Genomic DNA, 23991 nt, shown 5'->3' with positions numbered 1-23991 from the left:
GCCGCCCTAGGAGCTCGGAAATGGTTAGCAGTTTGTCATGGTCGCTGAAGATCCCCATTTTGTAGAGCACATTTGTGAGGGCGTCGAGTTGCGTGTTGGAAGCCGCCGCCCTTATCGGGGACGAGCCGGAATGCGGCCCCGAGTCCCAATGTCCGTATGCATCTTCCGGCACGCTGTCCCTCGTATTTTCTGACGTCGAAATCTGAATACCAGATTGTCGCACACCATCGGGGCGAAAGTGCATGAATTGCCGTGGCTAAAAGTGGGGCCGAACATGTTGCCGGGATCTCGTTGGGTCGGCCTCTGCAGCGTTGCCTGTCTCGGGGCGCAGGGGCAAAAGGGATTCGACAGGAGCGGCGCCTGATTCGGGTCCCGGCTACGGGACGTTGACCGGACGCAAGCGGCACGCTGTGCGGCAAGCCGGCCGACTCATCGTGGCCGCCCGGGGCGGGCGGACCACGACGAAGCATCGGAGTCCGGCTATTGCCCTGTCAGCTCCGCGTATCGGTCGAAGAGGCACTGCTGGCGCCGTTCCTCGCTCGGCTCGCCTGTGAGGCCAAAGAGGGGATCGACAACGGCGTCCAGGGCGTCATGCGCCTCCTGCAGGTCGAGAGGCATTTTCCGCGGATCGTAGAGGTCCGCCAGAGAGAGACGTGGATAGTTCTCTCGTGCGGCTACGATCTTCTGGCCGGCTTCGATCACTGCCGCTCTCTGAGTTCTTGTAGCGGTCCTGAGGGGGAAGTTGTTCCAAACAATTGTGCTCGAGAAGCGGTAGTCGGACTTCAGCCGTCCTCCTATGGTCTTCTGCCATGTGATGAACATCGATGAGGAGATCAGCCCGAACAGGAACCCGTCCGCATCGGGGGCCGTAAAGACGGCGTCACTGGCGATCACCTCTGGTGCGAGTCTTGCGGCGGTGACGTATTGGCGAGCTTCACTGACGACACGGGGAATGCAGAGATAAGGGACTCGGGGTTGACGGATTTCACCGAAGAGATGGGGCGTAGAAGCGAGCCGCTGAGTGGTTGCCCTCTTGCTGGCCAAGCGCAGATCTCGAACGGCATCACATCGGGACTTCAGCAGATGGGAAGCATCGATTTCATCTGCTGCCGCGTCAACCATCCAAAGGCACCAGCGTTCTTTGTTATTAACAAGCTCCTCAGCCCCTATAAAGCGGCGGAGATAGCTTGCTCCCAGTTCGTCGCGCAACGCTTCGTCCCGGTCTCCCTGTTTAAGGATAAAGTGCCCCCCATCGTTTGGCATAGAGCCGAAAGCGACAGATGGCAAGTGCGCCGAAAGCGGTCGACTCTCTCGCTCGACCAAGACGTTGCGTGCTGGAAGGAGGTACCCGTTGAGACTCTCGTGAGTGCTTGGCAATGGCTCCTTGCCCCCGTTACTGTGGTCCCACAAAGTTGCCGGAAGGTTGGAGAGCCTGTCAAAACCGACAATGACACAATGCACGGCGGCTTTGCCGGATGCTTCGGATTCCCACGGAAAGGTGTTGTGGGCGAATCGAATTCGCCATCCATCGGCGAAGACCGGTTTGAACAACAATGCCGGCTGCTCGCCTTGAACAATTGAATTGGTCGTCACAAAGGCAAAACGTGCTCCCTTGCAGTCCTTCAGGAAATCAAGCGCTCTTGCGTGCCAAGCTGTCACGAAGTCGCGAAGAGCGACCTTTGATGTCTTCCACGCCGCGATCATGTCCAGAGTCTGTTCGGGCGTCCGGGAAGCGTGCCCGAGGTAAGGAGGATTCCCCGCAACGATGGTGCTGTCATCCGGAACAAAGAGCGTCGACCAGTCCAACCGCAGGGCGTTGCCGCCTACTGGGTTACTCGGTGCCGAAGTCGCAATCGTTGCTTGCCTAGCGATCGGCAGACGGGTGGGAGCGTAGCCGAGTCGGTCCAGCATCCGCATATCGCATTGACGCTCGATAAGGAACATGGCCGTTTCCGCGATTTTGGCGGGCCATTCGTCGATTTCGATACCGAAGAAGTTGCTGAGTGTGACCTTGGGCGTCAGGAAGCTGGTTTGACCGATTCCCTCAACGGCCTCGTCAAGCCCCAAACCCATCTCTGTTTGGCCGCCGGCTATGTTGCCGCGTTGTGCCTCGCGGAACTTAAGCCGTTCCAGGATATCGATTTCCAAGTGCCGCAGCTCCCGGTAGGCGATCACAATGAAGTTTCCGCAGCCGCATGCGGGGTCGAGGAATTTGATCGACGCAATGTCGTTACGGAGCTTCACAAGGCCAGCGGATTCTTCGCGGTGACCCACCAATGCCATGAAACGAGCTCGCAGTTCATCGAGGAACAAAGGATCCAGAGTGCGGAGAATGTCTCGCTCGGACGTGTAGTGTTCCCCGAAATCTCGGCGCGTCTTGGCGTCCCGTACCGACTGAAACATGGAGCCGAAGATGGCCGGGGATACGTTTGACCAGTCCGGATTGGAGGCTTCCAAGACGGCATCACGGAAGGGCTTACCGATTGCCGTCGGCAGCGTGATGTCTTCGGCAAAAACGCCACCGTTGATGTACTTAAATCCTGTGAAGCGGTCGGGAATCGCCTTTCGCTGCACGTCGGCGGTGTTTAGGTAAGCAAAGAGCTCGTTGAGGCGGTTTGCCAGATCTGATCCGTCGGCCCGGGTGTGATTAACTATGAAGTCCCGGAAGAGGTCCTTCGGCCACATGTCCGTGTCGTCCCCAAATAGAAGGAACAACGCACGGGCGAGCGTGACTGATGTTTCGTGTTCAGTGACTTTCGCCTTCGTTAGGGCATCAAACATGGCGGCCATCAATTTGGACGCCCGCTTGGTTTCCTTTTCGGTCTCGACATCGAAGGCGATCCGAAGTTTCTCCAACACTTCGGCCACGCCGAGTTCCTCGGTCACCGGAAGGATTATGGTTTCCAGCCGCTGGACCAGTTTGGGATTCGCCTGGCCGTTGACGTGCAGATGAGACGAAAGTCGCTGGCTGACTGAACTTCCTTTGACGGTGCGGACTGGCCACCGCCAGACCTGCCGAGTCTTGTCGTGAAAGATCACCAACCGGTCCGTTGATTTGGCCGCTATGGCACGGTCCAGACGTACTTGTCCATCCGAGTCCGGGAGCTCGGCGCAAACCCAGACCCTAAGCCCCTTGTAGCTGGAGACGTTCTTCGCAGTAAGAGTCGAGCCGTCGTCAACGACGGCGCTCACGGCACCGATATCGGGCCTGGACCACCTGAGCTTGCTCAGGAAAAGCTTCTGGTACTCGTGGGATTCGACCAGCTGGAGCAGATCAGTAGCCATTAGTCGCGGACTCCTAGTGAACAAACGATCCGAACCGGATCCGATTCGGTGGTGCGGACAACGAGTCTTTCGTCCTCGTGGAGCTGCCTCAACAGAGCGAGCACGTCGTCGTCGGACATTCTATTTCGAAGTGCGGCCCGGAGGCGTTGCTCGGCGAACTGTTGCAACGGTCGGGCATGGAGTTCATTCAGTGCATCGCTGGCGAGCTTGGCCATGGGCGTGCCTCCGAAGCGTTCCCACACCCGTTTCCGGACCCCCTTGAGATTTCCTGCCGACACGACTTCGCTGGTCAGCGGGCCGCGAACGAGGTCCCGCAAGCGATCAAAGTGGTCGGCTCGGAGGTCGCACGTTGGTGTCTCGGGTTCTGCCTGGAACAACTTGAACGCCTCCAGCGGGGTGAGGAGTCTCTCACGTACCCGGAGGCCGTCCTGCCCGCCGGTGGCGACTGCGAAGGCGTCGACTCCGGACTCTGTATTGACGTAGCAGACGACGGCGCCGTCGTTTTCTCTTGTGTATTGGTTGCGTGTGGAGTGAACCATGTCCGGCAGGTTGAGGACGCGGTTGGCAATCTCCGGGTGTTTAGCCGCCGCGTTGGACCAGACAAGCCATGCTTCGCTGACCGTGTCGGCGCCTTCCTCCTCTCCCTCCTCGTCGGAGAGGCTGCCTTCATAGAAGTTGCCGAGAAGGGTGACTTCCTTGTCGGTGCCAAAGAATTGTTCATCCGAACCGAAGGCTTGGGCTGCCGACTCCAATCGCTCCTTGATTCGTTTGCGCAGGCTGATCTGCTGTTCCACTCTTTCGTGGGAGATCAAGTAGACATAGACGGTGTCGGACTTTTGGCCCACCCGATCCACACGGCCGGCCCGTTGGATGAGTTTGATGATCGCCCACGGAAGATCGTAGTTGACCACGATGTGGGCGTCCTGGAGGTTCTGGCCTTCGGAGAGGACGTCGGTAGCTACAAGTACGTCAATGCGGTCGGCCGCAACGGAATCAGGAGCGATGCCGCCAGGGAGCTTGTTGGAACCAGGGGAGAAGCGCCGGGCTATTGCAGCAGGATCCCCGGAGTCTCCGGTGGCAAGGCCGACCTTTGCCACACCTGCGTCCGCAAGGGTCTGAGCGACGTAGTCTGCGGTGTCCTTGTATTCGGTGAAGATTAGAACCTTCTCACCCGGATGCTGTTCGCGGATGAGGTCTACGAGGGCGTTGATTTTGGAGTCCTTGGCGGCGTCCCACACGCCGAACTTCTCTAACAGTCCTTCGAGAGTTTGGTTGTCTTGTTCGAGGTCCGCTCGGAGTTCGTCGGTGAACACAGTGGAATTGAGCCACTTGGTGGACTTCGGCAACGTCTGCTTCAGGTGGGCGTACCGCGCTTGCGCCGTACCTAGGGCGCCTTCCGCATCTTCGATGTCGCCGTCAGTCACGCCGAACTGTTGCTCAGTGAAGTTTCCGAGAGGCACCGGCAGGCGCTCGGCAATGGCGTAGAGGAAGAGTTCGTTTCTAGCCCGTTGCCGTTGCAAAGAGAGTATGAACGAATGTCCAGACGACGAAAGCCGCTTGAAGAGTCCGGTCCGCACGAATCCAGCCACGTTGCCTCGGCCGGTCCGAATGTCTTCCAGAGTGGCGAGGTCTTCCTTCGTGTGCGGACGACGCGGGGCGTCGTAGGCGGCAAGAGTGTAACGGGGGAGAAGCAGACCCTTGATCGCGTCGAGGGTTGAGTCGTCTTCCATAAACCGGGCAGCATCGTCGTCACCAAAGTCGTGGCTTATCGGGCGGGCAACCCTCTCGGGGAAGTAGAAAGCTGTGCCGTCGGAGAACTCCAAGTACTCTCGCTCGACTGTCCGGCCGTCGTCGAGTGTGACTGTCTTCTTTTTCGCGGTCCGTTTGATGAACGATCGAGTGCGGCGGACGAGGTGGTCACTCATCAACCGCTTCCAGTCCTCGGCCTCATTAGAGAGACGGAAGGCCGCAAGAGTGCTCGCCTTTCCGTCGACCTTGTCCACCAGTCCCGCATCAATTGCGATGGCCGCGCTGGGCTCGATGCCGAGGTCGTCGTCGTTCTCGATATAAAGGCCGATTTGGTTGGCGACGTCCTCGAAGGCCAAGTTGTACGGGGTTGCAGTTAGCAACAGTACTTTGGCGTCATTCGACCGAACATAGGTCTTGATCGCCTCGTAGTCCTTGCGGGTATTTGTCCGAAGGTTGTGCGACTCATCGCAAATCACGAGGTGGTGCCTCTTAAGGTCCGGCAACTGCTTTGCGGCCATGGAGTACGGAATCACGCGGCCGTTAATTTCGTAAGCGTCCAGGTGCTCCTGCCACATCTTTTCCAGGTTTTTGGGGCAGAGAACCAGAGTTGTGTAATCCTCGGCGTTTTGGAGCATCGCGGCAGTGGCCACTGCGGTCAACGTCTTGCCAAGGCCCACGACGTCCCCGAGCATGGTTCCGCCGCGGCGGATGATCCTCCGGGCCAAGATGCGAACCGCACTGTCCTGATAGTCGAGCAGCAGGTTCTGCAAGGAATCCGGTAGGACATACCCGTAGCCATCGCGGACGTCCTGAGACATGGCGTGGCACACCTTCAGGAACACTTCGTAGGGCGTGGCCTGTTGCTCATCCGCCCAGGACTCCTCGATCAGAGCGATGATTTCCGCTGTGACGGGCAGGGCGAAGTCGTCGTTCCAGAGAACCTCGAACCAGGTTGACAACTTGGCGGCAGCGTCCTGATCAAGGATGTCAACATTGAGTTCCAGATTGGTGAAGAGTCCAGCTCGGGTCAGGTTGGAAGAGCCCAGGTACCCCATGATGGGGATGGCGTAGTGACCATGATTGTGGAGGATGTAGGCCTTACCGTGCAGAGGGCGAGCGGTGAAGACTCTGATTTCGACTTTGCCTTCGGTGAGCTGGCGCTTCAGGGACTGAAGCGTCCTCTGACCCTCAGCTGAAGAAAGGCCACGCATGAGTTGTTCTCTGAGATGGGCGACGAGTTGAGCTTGGCGGAGCCGCGCGGTTTCGAAGTCTGCGGTGTCCGAGTGCTCGTCATCCGGGAGTACGTCTTTTTGAAGTGACTCCAGCATCTGGCGCGAATCAGAGGGAGCAACCATCCCCACCAGCACCCTCGCCACGGGGCCGTCGGCATCCGTCGGCTTCTCATCGACCAGGTCAGACAGCGAATCCCAGCCGCGCAGATCGAAGTAGCCCGTTGCAATGTCGATGCGGTCGTGTTCAGGGAACGTCGACCGGAGACTCGGACCTAGGTGGTGCTGTGTGTTGTCAAAAATCGTGGGCAAGATATCTCCAGTGTCTACATCGTCGTCGGCGTCCCCAGTATCGGCTGTAGCCGACAAGACACGTCTGATCGTATATAGGCGCAGTGACTTTTCTTGCGGTGACGCACAGTCGAGGACGTCGTTTCATTCTCGGAGCCGGAGCCCGGGCCGGAGCCTGGGCAGCTGAGTGGCGAAGCTTGCGGTCTCTTGGGAAGACTCTGGCGTCGAGCCTCCTAATGTCTACCTGCGACGGTGATAGTTTCATTCTGCGGTCTTGCTCCAAGGGGAGCCAGTACCTCGATACTGGTCCGCGTCACGGTTGTTAAGGGGAAACGTTGAAAGCCGAAGCTGTCACGCCACGGGATTTGTTTGACTCGAAGGTCCAGTACGAAATTCCTGCCTTCCAGAGGCCCTATGTTTGGACCGAGGAAGATCAGTGGTCGCCACTTTGGGCAGATGTCAAGCGCGTCGCAGAATCCTGCCTGGATGCCATGCCGCATCCAGAAGCATTGGAGAAGGTTAGCCCGCACTTCCTAGGTGCAGTCGTCATCAAGGAAATGTCTAACGTTGCCGGAGACCTCGCTCGGTCTTCCGTCATCGACGGCCAGCAGCGAATGACGACGCTCCAGCTGTTGCTTGACGCGGCGCAGGTCGTCGTCGACGATTTGGGGAACGAGGACGATGCGGAGGCGCTCCAGGAGCTCGTCCTCAATGATTCACGTAGGTTTCGGGCAACGAGCCGGCGCTTCAAGCTGTGGCCGTCAAGGACAGACCGCGAGCCATTCTCGTTGGCCATGGATGACGCAGCGGATCCCAGCGAACAATCGAGCCATAGAATCCGACAGGCGCACCGCTTCTTTCAACAGGAGATTCGCGAATGGTCCACAAACGCTGAGCGTCCTGAGTCCACGCCGACGCGACTGTCTGCGCTGACCTCAGTGTTGAGCGACAGGTTGTTCGTCGTCGCAATCAACTTGAGCCTCCTGGACGACGACCAGCTCATTTTTGAGACCCTGAATGATCGAGGGACTCCACTACTGGCTGCCGACTTGGTGAAGAACTGGATGTTCCAGCAGGGCGAGCTCCTACGTGCCGACGTCGACCTTTGGGCAGAGAAGTACTGGCTGGAATTCGACGAGGAGTGGTGGCGAGAACAGATCAGCCAGGGCCGGCTCCTGAGATCCAGAATCGACATTTTTCTTCAGTATTGGCTGACGATGCGGACCCAGGAAGAAGTGCCCACAGAGTTGGTCTTCAAGAGATTCCGTGAGCATGCCAAGTCGCGAATGCTCGAAGCTGAGGCCGCAACCGAGTTTGTCCAGGCTCTTCGACGGGACGCCGACACGTTTAGGTCCTTTGCTGAGATCGGTGACCAAACCGCGGAAGGTAAGTTCTATCGGAGGGTAATCGAAGCCCTCGAACTCGGTGCTACCACGCCTTTGCTCCTGTGGTTTGTCTCGGATAATCACAACGTTCCCCGGGATCAGGTTGAGACTGCTCTGGCTAGTCTTGAAAGCTGGGTGGTACGCCGCACACTTCTGCGCCGAACTACCAAAGACGTGAATAAGTTGATGGTCAGCTTGCTCAAGGAGCTGGACACAGCTGCTACCCAAAGAGCTGGAGCTTCCGTCAGAGACTTCTTGGCGGGTCAGACTTCTGATTCGCGCGAATGGCCGACGGATCAGCAAATGCTGGCCGAATTGCCTTCGGTGAAGCTGTATGGAAATGTCCGGCAGTCCCGCCTGCGAGTCATCCTCGCAGCTGTGGAGTTCGAGCTGCGCGATCGGCGCCTGGAGGATGTCAGCCTTCCGGACAGGCTGGAAGTCGAACACATCATGCCGCAAGGCTGGCGTAGCCATTGGCGGGCCTCTCTGCGTCTCGAGCCCGGTGCTGATCAGGAACGCGACCAACTCATCCACACACTTGGCAATCTCACGCTGACAACCCAGCGCCTCAACAGTGCGCTTTCCAACCGTCCATGGACTGATGATGAGGCAAGATTGGTTGCTCCGGCTGGAATCGATGCCGGAAAGGGCAAACGCTCCATGCTGAGCAAATTCAGCATCCTCGCCATCAACAAAGCAGTCGTCGATGAACATCCGGACGCGTGGTCAGAGGATGACATCCGTTCCCGGTCCGCGGAGATCTGCTCGCTAATTTGTCAAGTATGGCCCCGGGGATGAACCCGCGCCTTATCTATGCCGGGCTCGTCAGGTCTGAACGGCTGTTCTAAGCTCATATCCTTTATCGAAAGGCTCCACCTAGTGTCGTCAAATGAAGCAGTGGTCCAATCAGCGCTGCAAATGCTTGCAAAGAGCCTGGACCTGCACATCGAGAAAGTGCTGGCCCCGCATCTCGAACCGGCGTTGCACTGGACGGACGTACTGCACCAGCTCGACAAGATCAAAGGAAAATCGCCAAAGGTATACAGCCACACCGATGTGCAACCGCAACTGCGAATTGTTACCGAGCGTTTGGGGGCCCTGGGCTACCCGTTCAGTGTCAATGATCCCCAGCGGCTTCTGAGCATCTACGGGAACGAGCTTCGACTGATCAGAAACCGCTGGGCGCACGGCGATAGTTTCTCGGCGATGGAGGCCATGAGGGCGACTGACACGGTTTTCATAGTGCTCACGCACATCGGAGACAAGGAAGCTGCCGCCGCGGCAGCTGAGCTCCGGGGCTCGGTTATCAAGGAGCTCGTCTCTGTTCCCGGCGCTGAAACACCGGAGGACGACGAAACCGTCGACGTCGACGGGCCCTCCGCCGTCGAGAAGCCGGAACCGTCCGAGGAGCCGACGGCGGGCGAAGAGTACGAAGCCGCATCTCAGCGCTTTACCGGTGTCCGCACCACATTTGAGCCCTGGGACATCGTGGTCACGGGCAACGTTGAAACGTTGGATAATTTGCCAAAGAAGACCGCCAAGGAATCGGTGCGAGCCACCATCGAGGAGATCGTGGATCTCGAGGGCCCGATCCACCGTGACAGGCTCACCAAACTCGTCGGTTACACCTATGGGTTAGGAAAGGTCCACGAGTCTCGAGCGAAGAAGATTGTTTCGCAGATCAACGGCTCGGCTTGTGTTACGGACAAAGAGAAGTTCGTCTGGCCCGAGGATACGGATCCCAACGAATGGAAGATCTACCGGACTAGTCCCGTGGGCGACGCCCGGGTCTTCGTACAAATTAGCCCGCGTGAGATTGGCAACGCTGCAACCGACATTCTTAAACGAAAGGGCGGCACCATTCCCGCCCCCGAACTCCGGCGCTTGGTGCTCAGGACCTTCGGGCGAGTCAAGGCTACGAAGGGGCATTCCGCGCATTTCGAAAAGGCCTTGGAAGCGGCTACGGCCCTAGGCCTCTTGCTGACAGCGAACGGGACCGTGAGCCTAGGAGCGGCGGATATTTCCGAATAGAATCTTGAGGATCTCCGTTTCGAGGAAACGACCTGACTGCGGCGGTTGCCAGGGCTCTTGGGCCAAGAACTGAGATGGCGTCTGGACGCGCGGGGCGGCCAACAGGCCGACGAATGGGATTTCGAAGGGACACCTGCGTTGCAGTGGAGTCTGGCGGACAATGACACGGAAGCCTCACAGTCGAGCTGTATGAACACGGCAGGAAGATCGTGAACATCGCGGAGGCCATTCACGTTGACCAGAAGCAAGTGGCGACAAGGCTCTTCTGGACTCACAAAAGGTCCAACGAACGCCACTGAGTGTGAGCAGGAAGCTGTTGGAGATGCACCTGCCACCGGTGCCTACCGGACTGTGGCGCAATCTGCGGTCAATTTCTCGACCCGCTGGGCAGCGGCCTTAGATCAGTAACTTCCCAATACGCCCCCCCTGGTCCATCCATGCCCGACACGTAACGCACCTGGAGCCAGGAGCTTAATTGTCCCGGGTAGAGGCTACATTGAGATTTCTCACATTGCAGGGCCAGGGCGGCCTTCATCCAAGGGGCGAAATTGAGCACAGACACCGAAGTCCGGAACCTCGCGTATGAGGAAGAGCTGGCTGCTGAGCAGGAGTACTTTGACGCGGCACAAGAGGCCAGAGTCGCCGCCTCTGCGGAAGGGAGTACAAACGGCTTTGTGCCCACGAACAAGGTCGAGCAGCTAGCGTGGCTCAACTTCAAGGCGAAGTCGCAGACTGACAGCCTGGCCAAGTCCGTGGCAATTGGCCGGATCGATCCAGAGCACGAGTCGGAACTGTACATCGGCAGGCACGCAATCTGGAATGACGACAAGGACTTGTTGGTTGCGAGCTGGAAGTCCGAGGCAGCAGTTCCGTTCTACCAGGCCTCCACGGAAGAGACGCTGGGGTTGGCAAGGAAGCGGACGTTCGAATGCTCCAACAACACAATTCTTCAGTTTGATGATTTCGTATTTGCCGAGCTGTCAGAGGCTTTCCGTGAACTCGGCGGAAGCGCCGCCACCGACGACAGTCTTCTCTCCGCACTCGGTGCCGCCAGGAACGGCGAGATGGCCGACATCGTCAAGACCATTCAAGCGGCGCAGGACCGCATCGTGCGTGCCGAGAAGGATCAACTCCTAATCGTGCAGGGAGGGCCTGGAACGGGCAAGACAGCCGTGGCCTTGCACCGCGTTTCATGGCTGCTGTACACCTTCCAAGGGCAGCTAGCTCCTAGCGATGTCCTTGTGATTGGGCCGAATCCAACGTTCACCCGGTACATCAAGAAGGTCTTGCCAGATCTCGGCGACAACGACGTTGTGCAACGCTCGCTCCATGACTTTTTGGCGCCGGGCGTGTTGGCGGGCGGACACGATTCACGGGAGACGGCCGCCCTCAAGGGCTCCGGTCGTATGGCAGACGTTATTTCCGCGGCGCTCGACGCCCGCATTACCCTGCCGCGTGAGCCCGTCCGTTTACGCCGGACGTTGTCAGCCTCAGTCGTTACACTTTCGCCACAAAGCGTCGCGGCGGAGATCGCACGGCTGCGAGTCCAGCCATATGCCAAGGGCCGGGCGATGTTGCGTGAACGGCTTCAGGAGATGTCCTCGGCAGTCGTCAAGGGCCTTGGCGGGCTGACGACGGCAGTGCAACTTTCGCGTCAGTCCCTGGACTCCGAGTTGGAGCGACTCTGGCCGTCCACTACTGGCCCTCAGCTCATTCAGGAGCTACTCGGAAGCGCCGCCCAGCTGACCGCCGCCGGCAAGGGAATACTCAACCCCTCTGAGATCCAGGCACTGCACCGGGCGGCCAAGAAGAAACTTTCGGAGGAAAAATGGACTCTCGGTGACCTCGCCCTTATCGATGAAGCCATGGAGAGCATCGGTGCCGAGCTTCCGTTGTTCGGCCACATTGTCATCGATGAAGCTCAGGATCTCTCCGAAATGCAGCTGCGGGCTGTCAGACGCCGTTCGCGCAATGGCTCGATGACTGTCGTCGGCAACATCGCCCAGTCGACTGGGCCGCATGCTCGCGACTCCTGGGAGACAGTTCTTCAGCAGTTGAGGTCCAGGCTTCCACACAAGATCGAAGAATTGCAGGAAGGCTACCGCGTTCCGAAGGAAGTCTTTGACGTCGCACGCCCGATTCTTGCCGTCGCGGCGCCGGCGATCAACGCGCCCCGAATCGTGCGTTGGGCGGACGTCGAGCCAGTCTTCTCAGGATGTCGCCTGGATGAAATAGCGGTGGAAGTTGCCGCCGTTGCAAGTCACCACAGTGGAAAGGGGCGCTTCGTGGGCGTTGTAGCCCCGGAGGAGCTTTGGCCTCAGCTGCGCCAGCAGTTCAAGGCGGAGGACATGCAATGGCGGGAGTCGCTCGACGGGGAGCTAAGTCACAACATTAACCTGGTTACGCCTCAAGACTGCAAGGGCCTGGAATTCGACGTGGTTGTGGTAGTCGACCCGGCAGCAATTCTTGCAATGCCTTTGGGGGAGCGTCTTCTGTATATCGCGTTAACCCGAACAACAACGCGACTTGACGTGATTTACCCGGTCGGAAACCTTCCAGAGATGCTCGGGGGCCCTGATGAGACCACGGTCCCGAAACAGCCCACAGAGCCGGTGGTGCCGCCGCCATCCGCCGCCCCGGAGCGGTCCTTTGTCGACCACCAGCTTCGGCAGCCAGAAGACAAGGCTAATGGAACGAATGGGTTGTCTCTTCTTCTGCAGCAGTACAAAGCTCAAGAAGTTAAGGAGTCGGCCAGGACGATCGTCGGCTTCCTCGCGTCAATTTATCAGCCTGAAATGGTGGAGCTGATTCTCCGAGAGTCTAGAGAACTGACCACAAGAAGCCCGCACGATGATGGCGCCTCCGCTCAGGTTGCCGGTTCGTCCCCAACCGCAAGCTGAGGAATAAAAGATGCCAATCTCCTATCGTTCAATTCTGAGCGTGTCGCCGTCGTCGTCCCTGATTGAGGACGTTGACAGCGTCGTAGCCGCCTGGCTCGAGAGCAAGCAGCTGGTGCATCCCCTGCAGGCGGGAACCTCGATGAATGAGGGCCAGGAAGTCTCGCGAATTGATTGGTCCAATGCCGTCGTAGCAAGCCGGCGTTGGCAGCTGCGAGAACACTGGGACGAACCCAACTGGTTTACGGGAGAGCGCCGGCCTGAGCGGATTGCCGTAACTTCGATCACCGTCGTTCAAGGGCAGGATCAAGCGCGCATCTGGGTTGATATAGACGCGCCTATGCTTCGCTACACCAACAGGTTTGGCGAGGAGATCTCCGAAGCTCAAGAATCCGGGACGCCCCGCGTCATGAAAGCGCTGATCGCAGCGTTCGAGACCAACGATGGCGAGTCCCATCCTTTTTCGGATCCTCTAGTCATTCGAACGTCGAATCATGTCCAAGAGCTGATCGGAGTCCTCGCCGATGACCAAAGGATTGGCTCGTGCCTGGTGTCTTCACCGCCGCAAGGGCTTGCCACCGATCAGTGGGTCAAGATAGTCGCCGACATGACTCGGGGCATCGAAGGTATGGCTACTGCATACGTCGTTGATCCTGAGCGGCTCACCGAGTTCAATGCGCGCGTAGGCGCGGCCCTGTCCATCGGTCCGGGCAGTCTCCGGACACTTCAGCCGGGGGCAAAGCTTGGCCTGCCAGCCGATGCATTCCGACACCGCGTCTTGAGTGCACGGAAGATTAGGGAAACTCCGCTCAAAAAGATTGCTCGGATGCTGCGGAGCGCGGAAGTCCGGAGGCTTGCCGAGCTTCGCCTGCCTCCAATCCTGCGAGATGTCGACTACGGGTTGCTACGGAGCCAGCGCTACCAGCCGATGCAGGCGATTGAAGACCTGCAGGTTGAGACGGCCACAGCCGTGGATGAGCGCGACTTCGACCGCGTCTTGAAGCTGAATGAACTCTTGTCTGCGGAGCTAGAACGCCAGAAGCAAGACGCCTTGGATGCCCTTGAGCAGGCCATTAGCCTCATGATCCATGTTGATGACCTCAAAGAGACCATCGAGATCATGGAATTGGAAACGGCAGAAGTCGCCGGCCGCGCTGACGAATCGCAAGACACCGTGGAGGCCCTTCGCCGCAGGCTTATTGGCCTCAAAGCCATTGCCGAGGCCTATGCGCCGCTGGCAGCCGACGAGAAAACCGTCTACCCGGAGAGCTTTGATGACCTCATCGACCGCATCAACGAGTTCGACCGACTCTCCTTTGTCGGCGATCCTGAAAGCGCCCGAGCTCTGGACGACCACCCCAATATGACCGTTGCCGTGCACAAAGCTTGGGACGCCCTCGCCTCGCTGCAGGACTACGCAGTGCTGACGTCAGATGGCAGCTGGGCTGGCGGGGGTATTTATAGCTACGTCAACGATGGCGGTCACAGCGGGCGGTGCAGGCTCCTGGGGTTCCGCCCGACTGAGAGCGAGACGGTGCAGAGCAATCCAAGGATGATCGCCCAAAGAACCGTTTCCGTTCCGTCTGGGGTGCATCCGAGTGGACAGTTGGCTATGACAGCTCATGTCGCCCTATTGAATGGGCGAGCGGGAGCTCCGCGGATGTACGTCTACGACAACGTGGCCTCCGATGGGCGTGTTTATGTCGGCTACCTCGGGGAACATTTGCAAACAGCAAGGTACTAGCAGCCTTGGCACGCGCTTAGTCGTTTCGGTGAGAGTTGCCTTGAATGGCACTACTCTGAACTGAGTTAATGGTCGGCACACGTGCCGCAGAATGGGGGAACACAATGGGGCTTTCCAACCGCGAGTACGTTGGCCGTGCTCTGGATACCTTGGCAGCCAGCCTTGGTTCCTACATTGCTTCAGTTCTGGAGGGTGTTGCGCCGGGCATTTCTTGGCCGAAGCTTCTGGAGCACAAAGACTCCAGTGCCGGCAGACCGCCGATGACCTACTCGCCCACGGATCTGAGCGTGCAGCTGCGCGTCATGACCGAGTCTTTGGGCTCCCTAGGCTACCCGTTCAACCTGGGCCACGATGCCCGCAGCTACACTTCCGAGCTGCGCCAGACCCGCAACCTCTGGGCCCACAACGAGACCTTCAACGATGCGGACGCCTTCCGCGCACTGGATACGGCCGACCGGCTCGCCAAGCACCTGGGGCTGGATGGCGCGGCGCAAGCACTCACCGCCCTGCTCGATGAATACAGGTTGGGCGATACCTCAGAAAGCGCAAGCGAAACTTCGGAAATCGGCGTCGGGAGTGCAGCAGAAGAGAAACCAGAACCACCCCAGCCGTTCGAGCACGCGATCAAGCAGCATCCCGTCAGCGTTGAGATCACCGCGGCCGAGTCGCTCAGCTATGCGATGGTGCACAACGGCTTCAAGTTTGTACGGCAGATCAAGATCTCGAACCCGGGCACAGAGATCCGAGGTGCTGTGGTCCGCGTGGAGGTGTTTGCCAGCACGGGCAGGATTTCAGAGGACTTCCAGCAGTACGTGGACCTCGCGGCTGGGCAGGCAATCGTCTTGGACGATGTTGACGTGCACGTCTCGGCCGCCACGATGTATGAGCTTTCGGACAAGCAGCCTGGCAGAGTGGTTGTCACGATCGAGTCCAGTGCGGCCGGGCCGGCGGCAACGGAACTAGGCAAGGCCGAAGCGCGCCTTCAGCTCCTCCCGGCCCAGCTATGGATAGCCGGCAGAGGTCTAGTTTCGTACGAATTCTTGGCTGCCTTCGTGCAGCCTCATCACCCGGCCATTTCCAAGCTGGTCTCCGAGGCCGCCGACCTTCTGGAGAAAGCTACTGGCAGCAGCAGCCTCGACGGCTACATTGACAGCGCCGAGCGGGTGGACGAAATTGTCTTCGCGGTGGCCCAGGCAGCAAGCAAGCGCGACATCCGCTACAGCATGCCACCCGCCAGTTGGGGCGTTCAGGGCCAACAGATCCGCACTCCTGCGCAAGTTCTGGAAGACCGCCTCGGAACTTGCCTCGATACGACGATTGTCATGGCAGCCGCGCTGGAGTTCTGCGGCATCGCCCCGCTCCTGTGGCTCGTGAACGGGCACGCCTTCCTTGGGTACTGGCGGGAGGACACATCGCTTTCAACCGCAGCTTCCGACGATGTGCCCGAACTCATCAGCCTTGTTCAGCGTGGCTATATCGGTCTGATCGAAACCACTATGCTGACCGGCCGCCAGCTCATCACACCAGCGTCGCTACGCAGCAGCCCTGAGTCCGATTACATCGAAGCGGGACAAGAGAAGATTCAAGCGGTTACTGACATCCGGCGGGCCCGCTTTGATGGCATCCACCCCTTGCCTGCTCGGACCACTAGTGAATCCGGCGAGCACGTAGTCACCAACTACGTTCCGCAGGCCAAAGCTGGCCCCGTCGTGCCGGAGAAACAAGGTAAGGTCGCCCGGCATGATGGCACCGCCCCAAATGTTCCCCCACGCGTCACTCAGTGGAAGAACGCGTTGCTGGACCTCAGCCTCAGAAACAGGCTCATCAATTTCACCGACACGGCACGCTTCCCGCTAGCCGTTCCGAGCGCATGGATTGGCCCGTTCGAAGATCTCGTCAACAACGGCACCCCCATCAGCCTGATTCCGTCCAACCAGATCAGCGCCGTCTATCAGGAACGCGGCATCCGCTTCGGCCGGGACCTTCCGCAGGACGAACTGATTAGCATGCTCAGCTCGAAAAAAGCAGTCTTTGCCGAGGTGACCGAGGAGGCCTATAACTCCAAAATGCGCGGGCTGGCCTACAAGGCCAAGACCCAGACAGAAGAAACAGGCGCCAACAACCTATATCTGGCTCTCGGCTGCCTTCTGTGGGAGCTCGATGGCCGCACCCTACGCTCGCCGCTGGTGCTCGTCCCCGTCAACCTGACCTCGGCCGGAAAGAACGGGCTGTACCGGCTCACACTGGACGAGGCCGGGCAGTCAACGCCCAACTACTGCCTGCTGGAAAAGCTTGCCCAGACTCACGGGCTCCGGATTCCCGGTCTGGCCGAGCCTGTCGAAGACGGCTCCGGCATCGACCTCGACGCCGCTTTCCACGCGGTCAGGGAAGCCGTCTCCGCCAAGGGACTGGCATTCAGGGTGGAGAGCACCGTGGACCTGTCCATGCTGCAGTTCGCGAAATTCCGCCTCTGGAAGGACCTGGACGAGAGCTGGGAGCAGTTCGCCAAGAACCGCCTCGTGGACCACCTCATCAGCAGCCCGACGGAGCTCTTCAACGACCCGGTGAAGGCCGCAGAAGAGACTGACCTCGATGCTCTGTCTGCGCAGTGTCCCATTCCGGCCGACTCGTCGCAGCTACAAGCTGTCGCATCGGCGGTAGCTGGGCAGTCCTTCGTTCTCGAAGGACCTCCAGGTACGGGCAAGTCCCAGACCATCACCAACCTACTCACCCGCGCGATCGTTGAGGGTAAGCGTGTCTTGTTCGTTGCCGAGAAGCGCGCCGCTCTCGACGTTGTGCAGAAGCGCCTCGAAGAGGTGGGCATGGGCCCGTTCTCTCTTGATCTCCACGACAAGGGGAGTAAACCCGCGGCCGTCCGCGCCCAAATCAAGCATGCGCTGGAACTGCGTCTGGATTCCGACGCCCAGCAGCTGGACACCGCTTCGACTGACCTCGCCTCCGCGCGTCGCGGTCTCGTCCGCTATGCCAGCCGTCTGCACGAGGAAAATGGGGCGCAGCTCTCCCTCTACAGTGCCCGGACAAAAGCATTGACGTTCGATCCAGACAGCTCGGCGCTCCCACTGACTGTGGAGTTCACGGCTGCCGCGAATGAGACTGTGTTGGAGCCCGTCCGTGCAGTACTACGGGAGTTGCCCGAGTACACCGACCGGGCACGTCCTTCCACGAATCACCCCTGGCGGTTCGTCGCTTCCGCCGCCAGCGCTGACGCAAAAGATCAACTGACCGGCGCCGGACAGCGCATCGACACGGCGCTCGACGTCGTTCGTTCCGTCGAGGGGCTGACCGGCGTCATTTCGTCCGCCACGTCTCCTTCCGAACTCCGCATCCTTGCTGCGCTGCTCGAGGACCGCAGCGTGCCGGTGGAAACCCTCGACGTCGTGAGGTCTGGTCAGTGGTCCGCTGGAGCTCAGCACTTGGAACAGCTGGTCTCAGCCTTCGCGGCGGTGAACCATCCCGGTCTGGAAAAGGTTGGACCGGAGGCCATGGACCTCCCGCTCCAAGAAATCCTCGGGCGCGCAGAGCAAGCGGCGGTCAGCGGTTTCTTCGGACGTAAGAAGCGGATTTTGGCAGTAGTCGCGGAGCTTGACGCAGTGGTGCACCCGGGAGTGAGTGTCCGACCCAAAGAGCTGGTACCACTGCTGCACAACCTGTTTGCCGCGCAGCAGCAGATCCGCGGCCTTCAGACCGAAGCCCAAGCCGTACCCGGGATGGCAGTCCCTCAGGACTGGAACCCGCTGACTGAGGCCGGCCAGCAAGCACTCGAGCGCAGGCTCGGGTGGCTGCGCTGGGCCGCGCAGGCTGTCCAGCCCCACGTGGGCGACAACAAAGTCACCTTCCAAGCTGCAATGCGCGCCTTCCTCGACGGTGGCCAACCGGTTCATGAGAACGTGGTTGCCTGGCTGTACGAGCTCGCGTCAGCTTGGGAAGCCTTGACGGCGATCCGGGCTGTAGACGAATCCGATCTTGACCGCTGGAGGGGAGACACAGGATTCCTGGATGCTTGGGGCAGCACACGAGCAGTCCGCGGCCTCGACGCCACCGGGTCCCGCCCCCTGGAGCGCTGGCTGGAACTGCTGCGCCACTTGGAGCCGCTGCAATCCGTGGGCTTACACGGAGTTCGTACCACAATTCTCGACGGCGAACTTGACGCGGACGACGCCGCCACGGCTTTCGAACGCGGGCTGGCCGAAACCTCCCTGCTGGAACGCAGCCTGGCAACCGGGCTGCAGGATTTTGACGCCCAAGCCCACGAGCGAACCATTGACCGGTTCAGTACCCGGGCCACGCTGGTACGCGAGCTCCTCAAGCGCAACCTTGCCGCCGGCGTCGTGAGCTCACGGCGGGTATCGACGTCGTCGACCTCCGGACGGATGGGGGAGCTGCAGCGGCAGCTGACCAGGCAACGCGGCGGCCTCACCGTCCGCAAGCTGATGGAAAGCTACGCCGACCTCATCACCCAGATCATGCCGTGCACGCTCGTGAGCCCGGACTCCGTCGCACGGTTCTTCCCGGCACGGGCCGACCTGTTCGACATTGTGGTGTTCGACGAAGCTTCGCAGATCCGGGTGGCAGACGCCGTCGGTGCCATGGGCCGCGGCGCCTCGGTGGTGGTCGTGGGCGACAGCAAGCAGATGCCCCCGACGTCGTTTGCGGAATCGTCCAACGATTCCCTCGACGACGCGGAGAACGAAGTCACCGCCGTCGAGGACATGGAGTCCATCCTGTCCGAATGCGTCGAGGCGCGCGTGCCGCGGCAATGGCTGTCCTGGCACTACCGCAGCCAGGACGAATCGCTCATCGAGTTCAGCAACCAGCAGTACTACGAGAGCAAGCTGTCGTCCTTCCCCGGTCCCTCTCACGGCGCCCCGGATCCCGGGCTGCGGGGTCACGGCGTGAACTTCGTCCGCGTGGACGGCCAGTTCTACCGCTCAGGGATGTCTAAGGTGTTGCGGACCAACCCCATCGAAGCGAAGGCCGTGGTGGCGGAAGTGCGGCGGCGGTTCGACGGCGGCACTGAGTCGCCGTCCGTGGGAGTGGTGACGTTCAACCTGCAACAGCGGGCTTTGATCGAAAGCCTCCTGCGCGACACCGAGGATCCTCGCATCATCAAGGCCTTGGATGAAGACCATGAGGGGCTTTTTGTGAAGAACCTCGAAAACGTCCAGGGTGACGAGCGGGACGTCATCCTCTTCTCGACAGGCTTCAGCAAGAACGACAAGGGCTACCTGCCGCTGAACTTTGGCCCGTTGAACCGGGCCGGCGGCGAACGGCGGCTCAATGTGGCTGTGACTCGTGCGCGTCGGCAGGTCATCGTTTTCTCCAGCTTCAGCCCCTCCGAGTTGCGGGCCGAGGAGACGAGCTCCGTCGGGATCAAGCACCTGCGCTCGTACCTGGATCTTGCCGAGCACGGAACCGGTGCGCTGCCCTATGACGGGCGCCGCACTATTGCGGTGGACCTTCACCGTGAGGAGATCGCCGACGCGCTCCGGGACCGTGGTTACGCCGTTGCCACCGACGTCGGGCTGTCCGACTTCAAGGTCGACATCAGCCTGGCTTCGCTGGACGCCCCCGACCGGCCGTCCATGGCTATCCTGCTGGACAGCCCGGCCTGGGCCGCGCGGCGGACAGCGGGGGACCGCGACGGCCTGCCGGGGGATGTTCTTACCCGAATGATGCGGTGGCCGTCCGTCCAGCGGGTTTGGCTCCCCGCTTGGATCGCCGATCGAGAAGCAGTATTGGACAAGCTGGAGAAGGCTTTTGCTGGGGCGGCCTCAGGGCTGCCGAATCCGGGTTCGGAGCTGTTCGGCTCCGCAGAAGTTGACGGTTTGTACGATGTGCCTGCAATGGCAATTTCCGGTGCCTCTTCGAACACCGCATTGAGTCAAGCGTCTGCCGCCGTTCCAGCTCCGGTACTGGCTGCGGCGGGCGCCGGATCTAAGCTGGTGGCCGCCGTCGTCGAGCCGGAACGGCCCGAGTACACACCGTGGATCGTCCGGCGGTTCGGAGGCGGAGAGGTGCTAGACGCCCTGCCTTCCCGACGGTCCGTGCTCGCCGTCCGTGAGGTCCTTCGAACGATCGTCGAAGCGGAAGGCCCTGTACACCAGGAGCGCCTGGCCAAACTCGCCTGCGCGGCGTTCAACCTGAACAAAATGCACCCGGACCGAGCTAACTCCGTCTTGGATGCGTTGGACTCGTCGGTTCATTGTTGCGATCGTGATGAGTTCATCTGGGACGCATCCGTTGATCAGGAGGAATGGGCCGATTTCCGGACCAACGGGCCGGATGTCGATCGCAAGCCGGAACACATCAGCGTTGTGGAGCTTCGCAACGCGATGGTCGATATCGTCCGGCTTTCCGGCGGCATCTCTGTCAGTGAGCTGCACCGGGAGACGATCCGGCAATTCGGCGGGAAGCGGCGGACCGCAGGAGTTACCGCGCGGCTGAATGAAGGCCTGCAGTACGGCGTCGATACGAAGCGGCTGGAGCTGCGCGGTGATGTGGTCCACCTGGCCGTGTAGGCGTCCCGCTCCATCAACTAGCGTCTCTGCTCCGAGAGCACAGAATCGCTGAGGACCAGGATGGGGCCGACACCTGCTCAGTTCATCAGGTGCAATGAGGCCGCTTCGTCCCATTGATGTGGCAAGGTAGTTTCCGGTGTGAATTTCTTGGACTAGGGGGACGCCACATGATAAAGCTTTCAGAATTGACGAAGAGACAAAAATGGCTTTGGGGAGGTGGCATAATTCTGGCCCTGGCTGCCGTCGGTTCGATCGTGGACCCGGCTGATGACTCTCCCGGCGCTGCCACCAGCACCACCGCAAATCCGGCTTGGACGCCCGCTGCGCCGTCCCCCAGCCTCGTGGAAGCCCCAAGTCCGACTCAGAAGCAGCCAGCGAAGACTGTGGGCACGCCGCCGGCGCCGGCTGTGCCACAAAAATCTGATCTGGAGTTGGCTGCATGGGCGGATGAAATTGATCGGGACGCCCGCGCCCAGTTTGGTGTGAAGACGTGGCAGCAGTTGTGCACCGCCAGCATCGTGGGCGACAACTGGGGCTGTCTTGTCACGGATATGGATGCCGAGCAGGAAGGATCGCTGACGGTCTTACTCAACATCGACAAGAACGCGCCGGACGCTAAAAGACTCGGTGAGGGTGCCGCGCACGCGCTGTTCAAATTGCTCGGAGACCACCCAGAGCTGGAATGGATCCAAGCGGTTCATGCAACAGGGGGACCGTTGGCCACAGTACACCGCTCCACCGCCCTGCCGAACGAAAAATAAAGCACATGATGCCCTTGGAGAAGCCGGAGCGTTTGTTCCTTCCCCTCCTATGAGCCAACGGGCCGGAACTTCACCGACTGGGTTACTTTCTTCAAGACTGCGATGCAGTATTTGGTGTGTTAGCAAGGCGGCGTCCTGGCGTCCTGACCAGCAGGGGAACACCTGAAGAGTGAACCACTCACACTCTGCTCAATAGGTTCAGACAGGATTTGCGGCTCCACCACGAATCCGGTTGAGCTCGACCGCGCTACTTCCAGCCCCGGAGCCCCGTCCCGGATCGCGACGGACGCCTTCGGACTGACGGGCGCTAGGCGTCGTGACGTAGTGCAGCACCCGGAAGTCCGCGGTCATCGTGTCCTTGGTGATGAGGGTGTTCATCTAAGCGTGGTTGTCGTTGTAGAACTTCAGGCGCGGGTTCCAGGCCACGGTCGGGTCCGTGGTGGATCCGGAACCGTTACCCGTGGATGTGAAGGATGTGCACACCAGCTCGGAGCCCACCTGAGGCGACTCCGGATCCGTGTAGTCCACCTTGACGTCGTTGGCCCAGCCGCCATGCACGTCGCCGGTGAGAACCACCGTGTTGCGCACGTTCGCGTCCCCCAGCCCTGTGTCATGCGGCGGCGGGACGAGGTTTGGCCGTCCCACCTGTCCACGAGATTTCGTCGATCTCCGGCGCCCGGTCCCGGTCCCGCTCGGCGAAGAACACCTGCCGGCCCAGGACGTCCCAGTGCTGCATGGAGTTACGAAAGCCGTCCGGCAGCGATGCAAACGGAGTGTCTGCGCCCTTTGATCAAGGGTAGAAATGGCCGCGCTGCTCAGCGGGCCGGGAGCAGCGGCGCCGGAACCCCGCCTCCACTTCGCGCTGTTCACCCGCCGTGTCATGCCGTCCCGGCGCTGCTGACGGCTGAAGCGTCTTACCGGGTCCCGGCCTCGGAGGTCCTGAGGTTATGTGGACGGTGCCAGCAGGCCTGCCGCCACCAACAGACTCAGCAGAATCATGATGACCCCGATTGCTCCGAAGATCCAGATCCGGCTGGATTTCCCCTTGGGGGCCCGCCAGATGGCGATCACGGCAGCGAAGAGTAATCCAGCAGCGACCGGTATGAACGCGAGCTGCCTGGGTTCGGTGTTGAGGGGGAGAAGCCGGTCCGCGCCGTAGAGGGCCAGGACCAGGGCGGGGATGCCAAGGCCGAGGGAAGCCACCGCGGCTAGGGTGTTGAACGCAGCCTGCGAGTCAGCTTCCCGAGAGTTTGAAACACTGGCCGCCGCGGCCATGAGATCGCGGGCCGAACCCGACTCGGCATCAAGCTGTTTTCGCATCTCAAGGCACTGGCGGACCGCGGCATCGTGAAGCCTCATCCAGCTGCGTGTGGTGGGGGTCGCTACGGGGGCATCATTGATGATCGACGGGTCCTGAAGCCGGCGGTACGAGTGATAGGCCTCGGAGTCTGATAGGTGCAGCCAGAGGCCTTCCCGGACAGCTTCCCTGGCCTCATCCGCGGCGCGCCCACAAATGATGTTCAGCTCGAGCAGTGACGCGACGATGGGGGTGTTGCTGGTGGTCGAGTGGCCCTTGCTGCTGAAGTGGGCAAGCCGGTGCTCGAGGTCGTATCGAATCTCCCGGACGCTCGCGACAGCGTTGCGGGACAGCTCGGCCAAGGCCTTGGCATGTTTGGCGATGTGCATCTGCCGGTCCTCCGGGGAGACCGCATCGGGCCACACGGGGAGTTCGCGGTTGAATTCTGCCGTTGCCGCCTTGACCTGTTCATTCGTACTGGCTTCGGCGACGGTTACGCGCGCGAATTCGCCCTCCTCCGGGCCTTCGACCCACGCGTTGGTCACGAACGACTCGACAGCGACATGATCGACGTCCCGTACCGACAGGCGGCTGTGTCCCACCAGGACTACGCGCTGGCCCTTCTCCCCGGACACCCGCAGGAGTGGAACCACGCGGAGGATTCTGGGACCTTCTCCCTGATGTTGGGCTGACGCCTTGGCAACCATGTCGCTGTGGGTGAGGAGATGGTTCCTGTGCGCAGTCGTAACGATTGCCGCGTCTTGGACAGAGGGACCTGAGGCA

At 60.3% G+C, this 23991-nt stretch carries 9 protein-coding genes and 1 pseudogene; 6 read left to right on the top strand and 4 right to left on the bottom strand.

Features of this window, described 5'->3' with window-relative positions:
* Positions 1-480: 480 nt before the first annotated feature.
* Together AC1DBX_RS14910 and AC1DBX_RS14905 are read right to left on the bottom strand one after the other, a co-directional pair.
* Positions 481-3285, bottom strand: a complete 2805-nt coding sequence (locus AC1DBX_RS14910; protein ID WP_476932097.1) for a class I SAM-dependent DNA methyltransferase — start codon at positions 3283-3285, stop codon at positions 481-483.
* Entirely contained in the window at positions 3285-6632 is a 3348-nt protein-coding gene (locus AC1DBX_RS14905; RefSeq protein ID WP_476932096.1) for a helicase-related protein, read from the bottom strand. The genes AC1DBX_RS14910 and AC1DBX_RS14905 overlap by 1 nt, the downstream gene beginning before the upstream one ends.
* Before the next feature lie 257 nt (positions 6633-6889).
* Here AC1DBX_RS14905 and AC1DBX_RS14900 point away from each other — a divergent pair, with 257 nt between their 5' ends.
* The 6 genes from AC1DBX_RS14900 (at position 6890) to AC1DBX_RS14875 (ending at position 21911) form a co-directional block, all read left to right on the top strand.
* Entirely contained in the window at positions 6890-8737 is a 1848-nt protein-coding gene (locus tag AC1DBX_RS14900) for a DUF262 domain-containing protein (RefSeq protein WP_476932095.1), read from the top strand.
* Positions 8738-8818: 81 nt separating this feature from the next.
* The gene (locus AC1DBX_RS14895) at positions 8819-9970 is read left to right on the top strand and encodes a DUF3320 domain-containing protein (protein ID WP_476932094.1); all 1152 of its coding nucleotides are present in this window, start codon (positions 8819-8821) and stop codon (positions 9968-9970) included.
* Between the two features lie 548 nt (positions 9971-10518).
* Positions 10519-12870, top strand: a complete 2352-nt coding sequence (locus AC1DBX_RS14890) for a HelD family protein (protein WP_476932093.1) — start codon at positions 10519-10521, stop codon at positions 12868-12870.
* Between the two features lie 10 nt (positions 12871-12880).
* Positions 12881-14611 (top strand): hypothetical protein, encoded by a 1731-nt coding sequence (locus AC1DBX_RS14885; protein WP_476932092.1) that lies wholly within the window; start codon positions 12881-12883, stop codon positions 14609-14611.
* Positions 14612-14715: 104 nt separating this feature from the next.
* Positions 14716-21150, top strand: a complete 6435-nt coding sequence (locus tag AC1DBX_RS14880) for a DUF4011 domain-containing protein (RefSeq protein WP_476932091.1) — start codon at positions 14716-14718, stop codon at positions 21148-21150.
* A 167-nt stretch (positions 21151-21317) separates the two neighbouring features.
* Positions 21318-21911: a hypothetical protein gene (locus tag AC1DBX_RS14875; RefSeq protein WP_476932090.1), complete on the top strand. Its 594-nt coding sequence runs from the start codon at positions 21318-21320 to the stop codon at positions 21909-21911.
* Positions 21912-22162: 251 nt separating this feature from the next.
* Here AC1DBX_RS14875 and AC1DBX_RS14870 read toward each other — a convergent pair.
* Together AC1DBX_RS14870 and AC1DBX_RS14865 are read right to left on the bottom strand one after the other, a co-directional pair.
* Positions 22163-22671, bottom strand: a pseudogene (locus AC1DBX_RS14870) (alkaline phosphatase D family protein); the annotation flags it as partial.
* Between the two features lie 185 nt (positions 22672-22856).
* On the bottom strand, positions 22857-23861 hold the full coding sequence (locus AC1DBX_RS14865) for a hypothetical protein (RefSeq protein WP_476932089.1): 1005 nt from the start codon (positions 23859-23861) through the stop codon (positions 22857-22859).
* Between the last annotated feature and the right edge of the window lie 130 nt (positions 23862-23991).

The organism is Arthrobacter sp. 10N44_2 (assembly GCF_056394385.1).
This window is presented reverse-complemented; position numbering and strand designations above follow the sequence as displayed.

Bases quoted from the DNA above. Each gene is read 5' to 3' on its own strand.
- AC1DBX_RS14910 (WP_476932097.1), bottom strand. From the start codon at position 3,285: ATGGCTACTGATCTGCTCCAGCTGGTCGAATCCCACGAGTACCAGAAG.
- AC1DBX_RS14885 (WP_476932092.1), top strand. From the start codon at position 12,881: ATGCCAATCTCCTATCGTTCAATTCTGAGCGTGTCGCCGTCGTCGTCC.
- AC1DBX_RS14880 (WP_476932091.1), top strand. From the start codon at position 14,716: ATGGGGCTTTCCAACCGCGAGTACGTTGGCCGTGCTCTGGATACCTTG.
- AC1DBX_RS14875 (WP_476932090.1), top strand. From the start codon at position 21,318: ATGATAAAGCTTTCAGAATTGACGAAGAGACAAAAATGGCTTTGGGGA.